12 protein-coding genes are annotated in these 14,694 nt (G+C 52.6%); 3 read left to right on the forward strand and 9 right to left on the reverse strand.

Translation table 11 applies throughout. The features are described from left to right. Positions 1–135 precede the first annotated feature (135 nt). On the reverse strand, positions 136–1,302 hold the full coding sequence (locus tag ACT3TY_RS08345) for a nucleotide sugar dehydrogenase (RefSeq protein WP_444627874.1): 1,167 nt from the start codon (positions 1,300–1,302) through the stop codon (positions 136–138). A 366-nt stretch (positions 1,303–1,668) separates the two neighbouring features. On the opposite strand from ACT3TY_RS08345, the gene ACT3TY_RS08350 reads away from it, so the two are divergent. Continuing rightward, a complete protein-coding gene (locus ACT3TY_RS08350) occupies positions 1,669–3,048 on the forward strand; it encodes an undecaprenyl-phosphate glucose phosphotransferase (RefSeq protein ID WP_444627875.1) in 1,380 nt (459 codons plus the stop codon). 254 nt (positions 3,049–3,302) lie between these two features. Here the strand turns inward: ACT3TY_RS08350 and ACT3TY_RS08355 are convergent, their stop codons facing one another. Both ACT3TY_RS08355 and ACT3TY_RS08360 read right to left on the reverse strand, forming a co-directional pair. Then, complete coding sequence (locus ACT3TY_RS08355) at positions 3,303–3,767, reverse strand: helix-turn-helix domain-containing protein (protein WP_172116148.1); 465 nt, start codon at positions 3,765–3,767, stop codon at positions 3,303–3,305. Continuing rightward, the gene (locus tag ACT3TY_RS08360; RefSeq protein WP_172116149.1) at positions 3,767–4,078 is read right to left on the reverse strand and encodes a type II toxin-antitoxin system HigB family toxin; all 312 of its coding nucleotides are present in this window, start codon (positions 4,076–4,078) and stop codon (positions 3,767–3,769) included. The genes ACT3TY_RS08355 and ACT3TY_RS08360 overlap by 1 nt, the downstream gene beginning before the upstream one ends. Positions 4,079–4,699: 621 nt before the next feature. On the opposite strand from ACT3TY_RS08360, the gene ACT3TY_RS08365 reads away from it, so the two are divergent. After that, positions 4,700–5,983, forward strand: a complete 1,284-nt coding sequence (locus ACT3TY_RS08365; protein WP_444627876.1) for an O-antigen ligase family protein — start codon at positions 4,700–4,702, stop codon at positions 5,981–5,983. Here the strand turns inward: ACT3TY_RS08365 and ACT3TY_RS08370 are convergent. From ACT3TY_RS08370 to ACT3TY_RS08380, 3 genes are all read right to left on the reverse strand, one after another. Further along, a complete protein-coding gene (locus ACT3TY_RS08370) occupies positions 5,920–6,939 on the reverse strand; it encodes a glycosyltransferase family 9 protein (protein ID WP_444627877.1) in 1,020 nt (339 codons plus the stop codon). The two genes, ACT3TY_RS08365 and ACT3TY_RS08370, sit on opposite strands and share 64 nt — an antisense overlap. Before the next feature lie 99 nt (positions 6,940–7,038). Then, entirely contained in the window at positions 7,039–7,620 is a 582-nt protein-coding gene (locus ACT3TY_RS08375; RefSeq protein WP_444627878.1) for a FlgO family outer membrane protein, read from the reverse strand. Between the two features lie 4 nt (positions 7,621–7,624). Continuing rightward, positions 7,625–8,362 carry a hypothetical protein gene (locus ACT3TY_RS08380; protein ID WP_319022152.1) on the reverse strand — a complete coding sequence of 246 codons (738 nt, stop codon included), beginning with the start codon at positions 8,360–8,362 and terminating at the stop codon, positions 7,625–7,627. A 107-nt stretch (positions 8,363–8,469) separates the two neighbouring features. Here ACT3TY_RS08380 and ACT3TY_RS08385 point away from each other — a divergent pair, with 107 nt between their 5' ends. Further along, on the forward strand, positions 8,470–9,501 hold the full coding sequence (locus ACT3TY_RS08385; protein ID WP_444627879.1) for an OmpA family protein: 1,032 nt from the start codon (positions 8,470–8,472) through the stop codon (positions 9,499–9,501). A 611-nt stretch (positions 9,502–10,112) separates the two neighbouring features. On the opposite strand, the gene ACT3TY_RS08390 is transcribed toward ACT3TY_RS08385, so the two are convergent. From ACT3TY_RS08390 to dsbG, 3 genes are all read right to left on the reverse strand, one after another. Next, positions 10,113–11,690, reverse strand: coding sequence for a methyl-accepting chemotaxis protein (locus tag ACT3TY_RS08390; RefSeq protein WP_444627880.1), 1,578 nt, complete (start codon positions 11,688–11,690; stop codon positions 10,113–10,115). Between the two features lie 207 nt (positions 11,691–11,897). Continuing rightward, positions 11,898–13,508: a methyl-accepting chemotaxis protein gene (locus ACT3TY_RS08395; protein ID WP_444627881.1), complete on the reverse strand. Its 1,611-nt coding sequence runs from the start codon at positions 13,506–13,508 to the stop codon at positions 11,898–11,900. 177 nt (positions 13,509–13,685) lie between these two features. Continuing rightward, complete coding sequence (gene dsbG / locus ACT3TY_RS08400) at positions 13,686–14,567, reverse strand: thiol:disulfide interchange protein DsbG (protein WP_444627882.1); 882 nt, start codon at positions 14,565–14,567, stop codon at positions 13,686–13,688. Positions 14,568–14,694 lie beyond the last annotated feature (127 nt).

Genomic DNA, 14,694 nt, shown 5'->3' on the forward strand with positions numbered 1-14,694 from the left:
AAGGCTAAACAGTTCTCCGGCTAGGGACGGCCAAAAACGGGCACCCGCAAGGGTGCCCGTTTTCTATTGTGCCTATCCAGCCAGCATCATCAGCCGCCTTGCAGGGTAGGGCAGAGCAGGGCGGCGCACCGCACTTCAATCGCTACCAAACAGGTCGCGTGTATAAACTTTCTCAGTAATATCGCTTAATTCGCTTGTCATTCGGTTGGCCAATACCACATCGCACAAATGCTTGAATGATGCCAAGTCGTTAATAACGGTAGACCCGAAGAACTCGCGCTGCTCCAGCACCGGCTCATAAACCACCACCTTAATACCCTTCGCCTTGATGCGCTTCATTACCCCCTGCATGGCACTGGCGCGAAAATTATCTGACCCCGTTTTCATGATTAAACGATACACGCCCACAACCTGAGGGTTTTGTTTGATAATACAGTCAGCAATAAAATCCTTGCGCGTGCGGTTGGCATCCACAATGGCCTGGATAATATTGCTGGGCACGTTCTGGTAGTTTGCCAATAGCTGCTTAGTGTCTTTTGGTAAACAGTAGCCGCCGTAACCAAAACTGGGATTGTTGTAATGCTGGCCAATACGGGGGTCCAGGCCCACGCCTTCAATAATTTGTCGAGTATCCAGGTTTAGGCTCTCGGCGTAAGTATCCAGCTCGTTAAAGTAGGCCACGCGCATGGCAAGGTAGGTATTAGCAAATAGCTTGATCGCCTCGGCTTCCGTGCTGTTGGTAAGCAGCAAGGGAATCTCCTGCTTAACCGCGCCCGCCAATAACAGCTCGGCAAATTGCTGGGCACGCTCCGAACGCTCGCCTACCACAATGCGCGAAGGATGCAGGTTATCGTAAAGTGCCTTGCCCTCACGCAGAAACTCGGGAGAAAAGAGCAGGTTTTGCGTATTAAAACGCGTGCTTGCACTGAGGGTATAGCCCACCGGTACCGTCGATTTAATCACCATGACCGCATGGGGATTAACGCGCATCACCTGCTCAATGACCGCCTCTACGCTTGAGGTATCAAATGTGTTCGTATCCGGGTCGTAATCAGTCGGGGTTGCGATAATGACATAGTCAGCGTTTTCATAAGCGACCATGGGGTCAAGCGTGGCATTGAAGCGTAAATCATCACGCTGTAGAAACGCCGAAATGTCTGGATCCTCAATCGGAGAAACACGCCTGTTCAACATGGCTATTTTTTCAGGCACAAGGTCTACGGCAGTTACGTCGTTCCGCTGCGCCAGCAGCATCGCGTTGGAAAGCCCAACATAACCCGTTCCGGCAACGGCGATTTTCATATCCATCTTCCTGCAGCGTGGTCGGTCGTCAGCCTGCCTAAAATGTGGGCAGAAATGTAAACATGGAAGCTAAAAGCGCTGAAAGCAATATGGCGGTTATCTCATATTATGTTGATAGCTGGTAAGTACGTCTTTTAAAAAAAGACTTATTACTCCTAAGCTTCTCGGCGGACAAGCATCCAACCTACCGCTGCAAGGCATGTTCTGGTATGCTGCCGCGATTAATTTTTTCCGCACGTGACGCCTCTTCGATTCAACGGTGAACCCTTCATGTCAAAGCAACATAGCGCAGACCTTAGCGACGTAATGCAGCTGCTGATATCGCTAACCGACCTAACCGCCGCAACATAAAGGTAGGCGCATCGCATGGCTGCGTTGAAAGGACTCCAAAGCAACGATTGGCTGCGTCGCATTATGCGCTGTTTCGACGCAGCCATCGCGGTTGGGGTGTCCACGCTGGTGCTATGGTTAATGCCCCATATCACCCTTAACGGCGAATACTACCTCTTCCTTATGCTTATAGGGTGCCTGTTATTGCCTGCCATGGGCGAACTAATGGGGCTTTATCAGCCGTGGCGCGGGCGTAGCCTTTTCAGCATGTTGGGCGCTTATGCCGTTAGTTGGTTAATTACTATCGTGCTGCTGAGCCTTTTGTTGGTGGCCACCCAAAATACCCAAAATTTTTCACGACTTTGGATGGGCGTTTCGTCGACCGCCGTACTGGTAATGGGCAGCCTAATGCGTTCGGCGCTCTATGTTTATCTCAGGCACCTGCGTTCCAAAGGTAAAAACCGAAAGCAAATTATTATTATCGGGCGCGAGGACAATCTTATCCGATTGGAAGGGCACCTGAATGCCATGCTATACGCAGGCTATGTGCTACAGCACGCCTATCTGGATGATGACTCAGACGATTTCCACAAGCGCTTGCATACGCTGGCTGAAGAGAGCACGTTCGAACGCAGCTTTGACGAAATATGGTTAACCTATCCGCTAAGTGATGGTGACAAAGTACGTTTAGTGTCTGCCAGCCTGATCAATATCCCTGTTAATGTTCGTTACTTCCCCGATCTTTCCGATATTCGCCTGTTAAATCACCGCATGGCTCAAGTTGTTGGCCTTTATTCACTAGAGCTTAATTACAGCCCCTTGGATAGCAGCCCGCTACGGTTTATCAAAAGTGTGGAAGATCGTCTCTTGGGGGGCGTACTATTTATTCTCTTTTTTCCTGTGATGCTGCTTATTGCCGCGCTGGTGAAATGGAAAATGGGCGGGCCGGTTTTGTTCAAGCAGCATCGTCACGGCATTGATGGAAAATGCTTTAAAATTTACAAGTTCAGAAGCATGAGCGTTCATCAATCAGACAAGACCCTTCAGGCCCATCAAAATGACCCGCGTATTACTCCCTTGGGCGCTTTTCTAAGGCGCACAAGCCTGGATGAACTGCCTCAGCTCTACAATGTACTGCAAGGCAGAATGTCGCTCGTTGGCCCACGCCCGCACGCGCTTGACCATAACCAGTATTATCAAGGTGTGATCCAAAACTACATGCAACGCCACCGCGTGAAGCCAGGCATGACCGGCTGGGCGCAGGTCAATGGTTACCGTGGTAATACCGATACACTAGAGCAGATGCAAAAGCGCGTAGAGCTTGATCTTTACTACATAGATAACTGGTCACTAGGCTTCGATTTAAAAATCCTCGCCATGACCATCACCCGTGGCTTTATCAATTACCAGCCCTGACCTCTTTGGCATTGGTTTAACCCCGGGAGGCCCGATAAACATTGTAGGAGCAGGCTTCAGCCAGCGAAGGGGTCGGGCCGGGAGTCCTTCGGCCTCCTTCGCCCAATGAATTGGGCTCCCACAATGTTTACCCAGCCCCAAAGGTCTGACAAACATTGTAGGAGCAGGCTTCAGCCAGCGAAGGGGTTGGCCCCCTCTGCCCCGACACTATTTATCACGGCGCTCCGAGGCAGGCACTGTGCGGCTGTGTGTCGTTAGTGCGGATTATTTGAGCGTTTACGTTGCCCAGGAGACCATTGTTTAGCAGCTAAAAATAGAGCAGGTTCGACCCCAAATCGGGCTGATAGTGCCTCGATATGGCGGCGAGTCAGGTCGCGTTTCCGATTAAGCACTTTTGAAACATAAGATTTGCTGCCGATTTCGGGAAGTTCGGCAGTGCCTAAGCCGTTCTGCTCCATTAGGAATTTCAGCATATCCACGCCATCCAGCGCCGCTATGGACTCGTTGAAGGCTGAGAACTCATGAGCTGTGTCCTCCCACTCCTCGATCACATCGGTAAGCCGCTCGATGAGAAAATCATTATCCTCATTTTCCTCGTCTAGCAGCGTTTCCACCAGGGCCAGCGCTTCTTCGTACTCAGCGCGATTATGGATTCGCACGAGGAAAGGCGCCTCTTTAAATAGTTTGGCAGCGGGTTGGATAATAGCAATTGCATTCATTATCTCTTCTCCTGTGCGTATTTTTTGCACAGCTTGTTGTACTCGGCATGAGTCACCAGGTGCTTGGCAAACAACCGTTGTTTATCAAAGTCTATAAAGGCAATAAGCCTAAGATTGTTGCCCCCTATGTCAACCACCCACCATTTGTCCACGTATTTGAAGTTATCCAGGCTTGGGAACACGACTTTCATTTTTTCTGGGCTACTGAATCGGGATGACCTCAATACTTTGTAGGTTTTGTCTACTGCGGCAGCATCGTTTGGAAACTTGGCCATAGCGTCAGCGAATGGCCCTCTTGATATAACTCTCATTGATCTACCTGGCTGCCAGTTGATGCCATATTGGTCCTCGGTGTCCTATTTGTCAACCAGCATTCTTTATGGGCGAAGGAGGCCGGAGGCCTCCCGGGGTTGGTTCAATCCCATCGCTGGCTGAAGCCTGCTCCCACAATGTTTACCAGGCCTCCCAGGGTTGGTTCAACCCCATCGCTGGCTAAAGCCTGTTCCTACAATGTTTGCCAGGCCTTTTGGGGTTGGTTCAACCCCATCGCTGGCTGAAGCCTGCTCCCACAATGTTTATCAGGCCTTGGGGAGTGGGCAGATAGTGTGGAAGTCTAATTCACCAAGCCTCAGAACTGGGTAAATATAGGGAAAACCAATCCATTAAACCTTCGGGGCTGGGTAAACGTTGTGGGAGCCCAGTTCCACTGGGCGAAGGAGGCCGGAGGCCTCCCGGGGTTGGTTCAACCCCATCGCTGGCTAAAGCCTGCTCCCACAATGTTTATGGTGCCTCCCGAGGTTAAGCTCGCCTAAAGCTTGCTCCCATAATGTTCAACAAGTCTCTAAGGCTTGGCATTGAGGGCTTCATTTCGGTGACGATGGGGAGGCTATGCTACTATTTGTGGCTTCCTGTACTGGTTAGGTTTCCCCGTTATGCTGAGTTCTCCACTGCCTGGCGCTGATCCGTTGCGCACGTTTACAAGTGCTGCTGTATTTTTAATGGGTGCGCTGGCGCTTGTGGTGCCTACGGGTTACTCGGTCGGGGCGGCGTTGTTGTTGCTGGGGAGCGCGGCACTACTGTTCAAGCGCGCTCCTTATTCGCTTGGCGCCTCGGACCGTTGGGTGATCCTGGCGTTAGCGCTCTATGGCTGTGTGGTGGGGGGTCTTTCAGTGGTTGATTTGGGGAGCAGCGGGTTTGATATACCCATGCGCTTTTTATTAGCGATACCCGTGTTGCTCTTGATAGTACGTTTTCCTCCGCGGCAGGCGTGCCTGTGGGCGGGTATGGCGGTAGGTGCTGGGGGCGCGGGTAGCTGGGCGTTATGGCAGAAATCCGTGATTGGCGTTGAGCGCGCAGGGGGGTATCTCCACGTTATACAGTTTGGCAACTTGAGCATGCTAATGGGTGTGTTGTGCCTGGCGGGGTTGGGTTGGGCAATGGTTCAGCGCTATCGTTCGGTGTGGGTGAGCATGCTCTTGGCAGGTGCATTGCTTGGCATGTTAGGATCACTGCTTTCGGGAAGCCGCGGCGGGTGGATTGGCTTGCCGGTAGTGGGCTATGTGCTGTATCGCGGCTATGGGCGTCAACTGAGTATGAGTATCAAGCTGGCGGCCGTCGGGGCGTTATTGGCGATTGCCGTCACCATGTACGCGTTGCCTCAAACGGGTGTGCAGCAGCGTGTTCATGCGGGAATAAACGATGTTCACCAGTATGTGTCGGGGGCGGAGCGCGATACATCGCTTGGCCTGCGTTTTGAAATGTGGCGCGGGGCGTCATCACTGATTCGTGAGCGCCCGGTGCTTGGGTGGGGGGAGTCCGGTTACCAGGCAGAAATGGTGCGCTTGGGTCAGCAGGGCGATATCACGATGGCCGCCACGCAGTTTGGCCACGCCCACAATGAATTTGTTGATGCTTTTGCCAAGCGCGGCATGGTAGGGCTATTTGTGTTGCTCTTTTTATACCTGGTGCCCATGCGAATGTTTGCATCCGGCTTGCAGCATCCACATCTTGAGGTAAGAGCCTTGGCGCTGGCGGGTACGTTATTGCCGGTCGCGTACATTGACTTCGGGCTGTCTCAGGCGTTTTTATCCCATAACAGCGGGGCCATGTTTTATGCCTTCTGGCTTGCCGTGTTATGGGGGAGCTACCGTGCTTATGCCAAGGCATTTACTGAACAGGCGGGCTCGACGAATGACGCCATCGCTTCAAGAATTTGATCAACGTCAGGGATGCGCCCATCCTGGTTAAATAAACACGTATGCTGTGGCTCGTACCTGGGCCAATAGCGGTAAGGCAGCGTCGAATAAAAAATGCCTAAGGTGGGCGTGTGCGTGGCCAGTGCCAGGTTTCTTACGCCCGTATCGCCACAAACAAGTAAATCTGCTTGGGCCATGGTGTGCGCCAGCTCATCTAGGGAAAGTTTGTGCTGGATCGTAATGTTGGCGTGCTGCGAGGCCTCGGCGAGCAGGAAATCCCCTTTTTCACTCTCGTTGGCCCCTTCCAGCAAAATATGCTGATAATCAGGAAACTGTGAGGCAGCGCGTAACATAAGCGCCTTCCATACGTCCTGTGGAACAGATTTATTGGTTCCAGACGCGAAGGGGAAATAGTAGATAGCGCGAGCGCTCTCGCTTGGGGAGTGAGCGGGCAGCGCAAAATCGAGCGGATACGAGGGCTGGTTGCCGAATACGCTTAAGAAGTCGAGTAATACCTCGGCTTCGTAATGGTAGTTTGAGCGGGGCAGAGTAACATCATACAGCCAGCGGTTGTACCAGGGGCGATATGGAAAACCCATTTTTAAATGCGCACTGCTCAATAGTGTGAGTGCCCTTGAGCGAGAAGTATCCGCAAGGTCAAACACAATATCGAACTGACCAAGCGTTGTAAGCGATTTGTACTGTTCTTGAATGCCGGTTGATGTGTCATGGATGAAAATGTCATCGACCAGGTCTTCAGGCACGGCATAGCGGTATTTGCGGGTGGTTGCCAGCGTCACGTGCGCGTTAGGAAAGGTCCTTTTTAATTCAACCAGGAAGGGACGGGCCGCCATATAGTCGCCGAAAGCACATTGGCGTATCACTAAAACACGCTGGATATCCTCATGGCGTGTTTGGTTGGCCCACTGTAGAGATTTTTTCTTGAAATAACCTGACTTATCTTTCCATATCTTCATACTGCAGGGCCTGATAATAACGATTAAAACGACATTGCCGGTGAGACATACAGGGCAGTTGAGTAGGTGGCCCATAGTGAGTGTTCACTATGGGCGCGTTTACCAGCCCCCTTGGCCTTCCAGCAAGCTACGCATGTTATTATCCAGCTTTACTTGAAAATCTGCACTGCCCAATACCATGGCATCGCTTGAACGTACGACACGTGTGCTTACGTAGAGATAATCCTGCCCTTGGGCATAGGTGCCCATCAAAATAGAGCGTGCATTATATTGTGAGCTTAAGCTCTGTACCTCGCGAGAAAGAATCAACTCGCCCACTTTCTCCTCAATAAACATGCTGTGGCGCATTTTGACTTCACGCACTTGCATACCCTGCTGCACAAGGGCCGAGGCCATGATTTCCGAACTGATACGCCCAAACGTGGAGGATTGCGTGAGGTTGTCGATGTTGACAAAGGTCGCGGCAATCATGGGGTTGTAGCGCGTGATATCCGGGTTGCCAGCCACCATCTGTTGAGCGGCTTTATGCGCCAGTTCAGAGAGGTCGGGCTCTGGCGGGCGCGTGTTAGCACTGTTCGTGGCACAACCTGCTATGAAAAGCAGCAAAAGGCCCATCAATAACAGGCGGCTAGTCGCTAGAAACGTGTGCGGATGCGGTGATGTCGACGATATGAGATGCATGGCGTTACCAGGTACCTGTTACCGGGATAGAGGGGACAGCCGGCGCTTGCGGAACGCGATGCGGCGCATATTGGCGGCGGTCGCCTGCATTGATGTAATAGATATTCGATGAGGAGTAAAGAATACGCTCATCGTCGGTTATCTGAATGGTGATAATCACCTCTTCATTGCCTGTAGAGGTCCAGCTACCGCTAACGGCGTCGGCAGCAATCCCGGCGGGTATTAATCCAAGCGCGGGTTCTGTCCAGTGGTTATACGGAATAGTCGCGACCGCAATGCCTGCTGTTAGCGCTGTAAAGGTACCGACTGGCGGGCGAATAAAGCCCCGGTCTCGGTGTTCAACTACTTCCACGCCGATATGGACGTCGGCGGTGTTGGCCGTTGGCAGCGTAGTGAGGTTGGCGCCACGCGAAACGAGCTCGCTGGTCAGTAGCGTGCGGAAACCGCGTTCAAATTCGCCGCCGCTATACGTGCTCAGGCCTTGGTGGTCAGGCTCGGTAATATATAAATCCCGAAAACGTACGCGTTCACGCTGTAGAATGCGGTTGGTTTCATAGCGCGCCAGTACTTCCCAGTGGTGAGCGGCCTGCATACGTTGCTGCTCAGTATAGGGATAGGTGGTGGCGATGGGGGCCTGCGAGGTGTTGGCATAGAAGCAGCCGCTTAGCAGTAAGCTTGCAAACCCTGCACAGGCAATGCGGAATAATGGGGGCGTTAGTAAATGGCTTAAGCAGCTCTGCACCAGAGGTTCCTTATCGTGTCATAGGGTCTTTGATAGACTTGTCTAGTTTTACCATGCTTGGTAACCATCGGCCACGGGATTGAAAACTTGAATGAGCGATAACACGCATGCTTGAAGACCATCGCGGCGGCTCGCGCCATGATACGCTAATGTCCGCCTATCCTGCCGATGAAAGTGGTAGCGGATGGATGATTAGCTACATCGATATTATGACGCTGCTGGTGGCGCTATTTGTCATTATTGTGGCGGCAGCGGGTGCCAAGGCACCTGAACTGTTTCAATCATCCTCAGAAGAGGCGGCTCAAACGTCAGACCTTGCACTTGACATATCGCTTCCAGAGCCAATAGAAGATGCACGGCAGCAGCGCACTATTGAGGCGTGGCGGCGAGGGCTGGACCCTTACGCGCTGAGCGCGGCACTTGGCGTTGCCGGGTTGCCCAATCGTATTGCTGAACCTGAGGCTACACCCGAAGCGCCGCCGCCACTGCTGGCACTTGCCCCGGTGGAGGTTTTACCGCCTGAAGAGGTTGCTGAACCGTTAGCGTGGATGCCTCCTGTAGAGCTGCCTACGCTGTTAATGCGCACGGATGATGAGGCATTAGCGACGCCCTTGGCTGACTATATGGTGCTACTGACAGACCACCCTCCGGTTAACGTTCAGGAAGTATCCATGGATGCGATCAATAGTGCCCAGGTACTTCAGGCCTCCCTGGTCGAGCGTGTTGATGTCTCCCCCTATTTGCCCGACCTGGAAGGTGTTGAGGTTTCCCGGGTGGCGGAGGGGATTAGTTTACGCGTTCAGGATCAACTGCTGTTCCCTTCCGCTGAGGCACAGCTCACCAGTGGAGGAAGCTCACTGGTCGGCAGCCTGCTGGAAACCATTCAGCGATACGAAGGGGAGGTATGGGTAGAGGGCCACTCAGACAGCCAGAGTATTAGCACCGAGGAGTTTTCTTCAAACTGGGCACTCTCCAGTGCACGGGCCATTGCCATTGTCGAAGCACTAGAAGCGGAAGGCGTCGCGCCTGAGCGCCTAAGAGCGGTTGGGCTCGCCGCTACTCAGCCACTTGAAGATAACAGTACGCCAGAAGGTCGGTCACGCAATCGACGCGTCGAAGTCGTCATTCATATTGAGTAAAAAAGCCCGCCGGGGTGGGCGGGCAAAAGAGCTTGGCTCGAAGTAGCTCGCTAGCCTCAGGGGAGGGGGGGGAATTGCTAGCGAGTACAATTTAAGTATAGTTGTAGTGTAGGTTTTTCCAAGCGTTTAAAGTCGGCTTAAACGTTTTGACAAGGCTCACGTTTTTATAATCTTGCATGAATTGGTTTTCTTAATATTTGCCCAGCCCAAAAGGCCTGATAAGCATTGTGGGAGCAGGCTTCAGCCAGCGATGGGGGTGGTTCAACCCCGGGAGGCCTCCGGCCTCCTTCGCCGATGTGTCGGACCACCAGTGGAACTGGGCTCCCACAATGTTTACCTGGCCTCCAGAATTAATAAATTGGTTTTCTTAATATTTGCCCAGCCCAAAAGGCCTGATAAGCATTGTGGGAGCAGGCTTCAGCCAGCGATGGGGTTGTTTCAACCCCGGGAGGCCTCCGGCCTCCTTCGCCCAGTGGAACTGAGCTCCCACAATATATGCCAAGCTCCGAGGCTTAATGAACTGGCCCCCCCCGCAATGCTCGCCCACCCCCGGAAGCTTGATAAACACTGTGGGAGCAGGCTTTAGCCAGCGAATGGGGCTTGTGTGATTGTTAGTGGTATTGCGGGAGGGCTGCTTGCGCTTCTTCGCCGTTTTGATCTACACGAAAGTGGGCAACTTTCTGGCGCAGCTGAGTACTAAGCTGCGCTAACGTTTGGGTGGTATGGGTGCTCTGTTGCACCAGCCCGGCGTTTTGTTGGGTCATCTGGTCCATCTGGGTCACGGCCAGGTTGACCTGCTCAATGCCGCTGCTCTGCTCACTGGTGGCGGCGGATATCTCCTGTACCAGCGTACTGAGCTGTTGGATATCGGTGACCACGCTATTGATAATGTCACCGGTATTGCGGACTTGCTGGCTGCCTTCGGCGACTTTAGCGCCGGAGTTTTCAATCAGCTTTTTGATTTCCTGAGCGGCCGATGCTGAACGGCTGGCAAGCTGGCGTACCTCATTGGCGACCACTGCAAAGCCACGGCCCTGTTCGCCTGCGCGTGCTGCTTCCACCGAGGCATTCAGTGCCAAAATGTTGGTCTGAAATGCGATAGCGTCAATGGTGTTCACGATACTGCTCATTTCTGCCGAGCTTTCGTTAATCGTGGCCATGGTACTGACCACTGTGGTCATCGCGTCGCTTCCGCGCTGCGCATTATTCGCCGTGTTCGTGGCCAATTGGCGGGCATGCTCGGCATGGTCAGCATTCTGTTTCACGGTGGCCGTAAGTTCTTCCATGCTGGAGGCTGTTTCGGCAAGGGAGGCTGCCTGCTGTTCGGTGCGCGTTGAAAGCTCTTCGTTAACGCCCACAATTTGCTCAACACCACTGTTGACCTGGTCGGCACCGTGATGAATATCGCCAATCGTTCCGGCTAGCGTCTGCCGCATACGGTTAATATCATAAAGTAGGCTTGCTTGGTCACGGCTGGAGAGCTGGGTACTACGGGTAAGGTCGCCATCCGCAATATAACGCACCACCGTTGCCGCATAACGCGGGTCTCCGCCCAGGCGGCGAGAAACATCGCGAATTACCCAGCCCATCAGCAGAGTGGCCGGCAAGCCGATGATTAACAGCATGATGATGGAATGCAGCAAGTTGGCGATGAATGCTTCGTTAATATCATCCACATAAACGCCGGTTGCCAGTGACCACTGCCATTCAGGCAGGTAGGCCACATAGCTGATTTTAGGTAGATGCTCGTCACCATTGGCACGGCGGGCGTAGTACTCAACGTGGCCGCCTCCCGCTTGCGCTGTGCGAAGCAATTCGGGATATAGCAGCATGCCGCCGGCATCTTCATAGTGGCTCATATCATCGCCAGGTGTTCGGCTAGGGTGGGAGATGACAATTAAATCGTCATTGAAAGAGAAGATATATTCGCCAGCGCCAAAGCGCACGCTGGACATATTATCGATAGCGCGTTGTTGCGCTTCTTCAAGACTCAGTTCGCCAGTGGCGACCCTTTCTTGTAACACTTCAATCTGGTTATGCACGCTTTCGACGATGTACTGAATGCTGTCACGGCGTTCGCTTTCGATCGTTTGGCGGTTCTCCCAGGCAAGCCAGCCCACCAGCAGCAGCATGGTGATCCAAATAATGCCCAGCGTTCCCCAGAGTTTTTGTGTTGTTGTTATTTGCATTAATATTTTCCTATCACAGCTAAGTAAGTAACGAATACATCCTATACCTATATCGGCCTAACGCTCTGTTACTTAAGGCGAACTACATAAAACTCGTTAGAAGGGCGTTGAAAATTCGCTATAAGCGCGCTGAAAAGGCGGCGGCATACAATCAAAAACGCCCCCGTGGCCAAAGCCAAGAGGGCGCTTTTCTGCTGCTAGCCTGGTTTAAAAATCGCTATCGTCGTGTGTGGAGCGTGATGTTGATGAGCGTGATGGGAGAGGGGTTAAGGTCGACTGGCGATCCACTCGGAAGTGAGACACACGCTCGCGCAGTTGGGTGCTAAGCTGCGCAAGCATCTGGGTCGCGTGATTGCTCTCTTGCACCAGCCCGGCATTTTGTTGGGTCATCTGGTCCATCTGGGTCACGGCCAGGTTGACCTGTTCAATGCCGCTGCTCTGTTCACTGGTGGCTGCGGATATTTCCTGTACCAGCGTGCTGAGCTGTTGGATATCGGTGACCACACTATTGATAATGTCACCGGTATTGCGAACTTGCTGGCTGCCTTCGGCGACTTGAGCGCCGGAGTTTTCAATCAGCTTTTTGATTTCCTGAGCAGCCGATGCCGAACGGCTGGCAAGCTGACGTACTTCATTGGCAACCACCGCAAAACCACGCCCCTGTTCACCTGCGCGTGCCGCTTCCACCGAGGCATTCAGTGCCAAAATGTTGGTTTGAAACGCGATAGCATCAATGGTGTTCACGATACTGCTCATTTCTGCCGAGCTTTCGTTAATCGTGGCCATGGTACTGACTACCGTGGCCATTGCATCACTGCCGTGCTGCGCATTATTCGCCGTGTTTGTAGCCAGTTTGCGGGCATGCTCGGCATGGTCAGCATTCTGTTTCACAGTGGCTGTGAGCTCTTCCATGCTGGAGGCTGTTTCGGCAAGGGAGGCTGCCTGCTGTTCGGTACGCGTTGAAAGCTCTTCGTTAACGCCCACAATTTGCTCAACACCACTGTTGACCTGGTCGGCACCGTGATCGATATTGCCAATCGTTTCGGCCAATGATTCCCGCATACGATTAATATCATAAAGCAGGCTCGCTTGGTCACGGCTGGAAAGCTGGGTACTACGGGTAAGGTCGCCATCCGCAATATAACGCACCACCGTTGCCGCGTAGCGCGGGTCGCCGCCCAAGCGGCGAGAAACATCACGAATGACCCAGCTCATCAGCACCGCAACAGGAATGCCAATAATTAACAGCGCAATCAGCGAGCGAATGATACTGCTAACAAAAGCAGTTCTAATATCATCTACATACACACCTGCGCCAAAGGCCCAGTTCCATTCGGGAATATAGGCAAAATAACTGATTTTAGGGAACTGTTCGTCACCGGAGATTCGGCGCGAAAAGTAATCAACGTGCCCACCCCCTGAGCGTGCAGCATCAAGAAACGCGGCGTACAAATGCATGCCTTGTGTGTCTTGGTAACCACTCATGTCCTCGCCAAGCGGTCGATTTGGATGTGATACGATCTTTAGTTGGTCGTCAAAGGCAAACAGATACTCCCCTTCAGCGAAGCTGGCGTTTGCCAGGCTGTCAATTCCGCGTTGCTGCGCTTCGGCGAGTGTGAGCTCGCCGCTGGCTACCTTGCCTTGAAGGGCATCTAGCTGTGAGTGAAGGCTTTCAACGACGTTTTGAATAGTGTTACGACGTTCCTGCTCAATGGTTTGACGAGTCTCCCAGGTTAGCCAGCCAACCAGCGTTAGCATGGCAAGGCAAATAATTCCCAGGATGCTCCAGAGTTTTTGATTCGTGGTTAATCGTGTCATGGTGTTCTTATCATAGCCTTTCAAATAATGATTGAAGCTTGTATATCGGCCGAATTGGCGATGTATTTAAGAGAAAGGCCATTTAATTTTTCTAGAGGGGGGCACAAACGAAATGCCTGCGGTGCAGGCATTTTTAAAACAGCATGTTAGCTATTTTTATTAAGAAAAATTAATGTGTTATTGTGTTTCTGGCGCAGGGCTGCCCATCAGTTCGATCAGCTGTGCGTCCTCCGGCATTCCTTGAATGCGATCAATGCGCACAACGCCGTTGGCTACTTCACGCTGAAAAGCGCTGGTGGGTGTCGCGTATAGCCCTAATGCGTCAAACAGCTGGTTATTCGTGTACACCTGCTCTTCAATATCACGGGGTTGTGCGCTGGCTGTTATTGCTTCCCCCTCTTCATGACGCTTGAGGGCTGCACTTGGGTCATCAGCCGCCAGCAGCGTTGCGGCTTTGGCAGGGCTATCAGGCGCTAAAATACCCACCATGATATGGCGTAACTGTACCTCGCCAGCCTCCACCCACGGGCGGGTTTTCTTCCAAAATGCCTGACAGTAGGGGCAGTTGGCATCCGTGAAGGTGTATATCACCCTGGGGGCTTCGGTGCTGCCATCCTGTATCCAGTGACTATCTTCGAGTAGTTGCCATGTTTCGGCTTCCAACACTGCGCGGACATGCTGGTCCAACTGGGCTTCCGTCAGGTTCTCGCCCTGGTGATCCGTTAGCGTGCCGACAATCGCGTGCTCGCCATCGGGTGTTAAATAAATGGCTATTTCCTGGCCTTGGGCGCTCGCACCAAACCCGCTTAGCCCACCTGGCGCGTCAAACTGGCCGTGAATTTCCCAGCCCTGGTCAGCCAATGCCTGCACCGGTGCAGGTAACTCGTTAGCTTGGCTGATATTGAAGCCTGCTAACAGTATCAAGCCGCTGAGCGCGGCAGGCAGCGTGAGCGCAGAGCTCTGGAAGGCAGGAAGTTTAAACGCAAATAATTTAAAAGTAGGGCGTTTTTTAATAGAGTATTTAATAGAGCAGTTTGATGTGCCAAACGTAAGCGGCATTACAACATCCTTGCGTAAGAACCAGAATAAGGTGACTAACTTATCAGAGCTTGTTCTGGTGGCATACCTTAACCCCCCGTGAACGTGTTGATAGAAGAAAAGGCAAGCGCAGGTATTGAACCAATGC

Source organism: Halomonas sp. AOP22-C1-8, assembly GCF_052378905.1.
Lineage (GTDB): Bacteria > Pseudomonadota > Gammaproteobacteria > Pseudomonadales > Halomonadaceae > Vreelandella > Vreelandella citrativorans.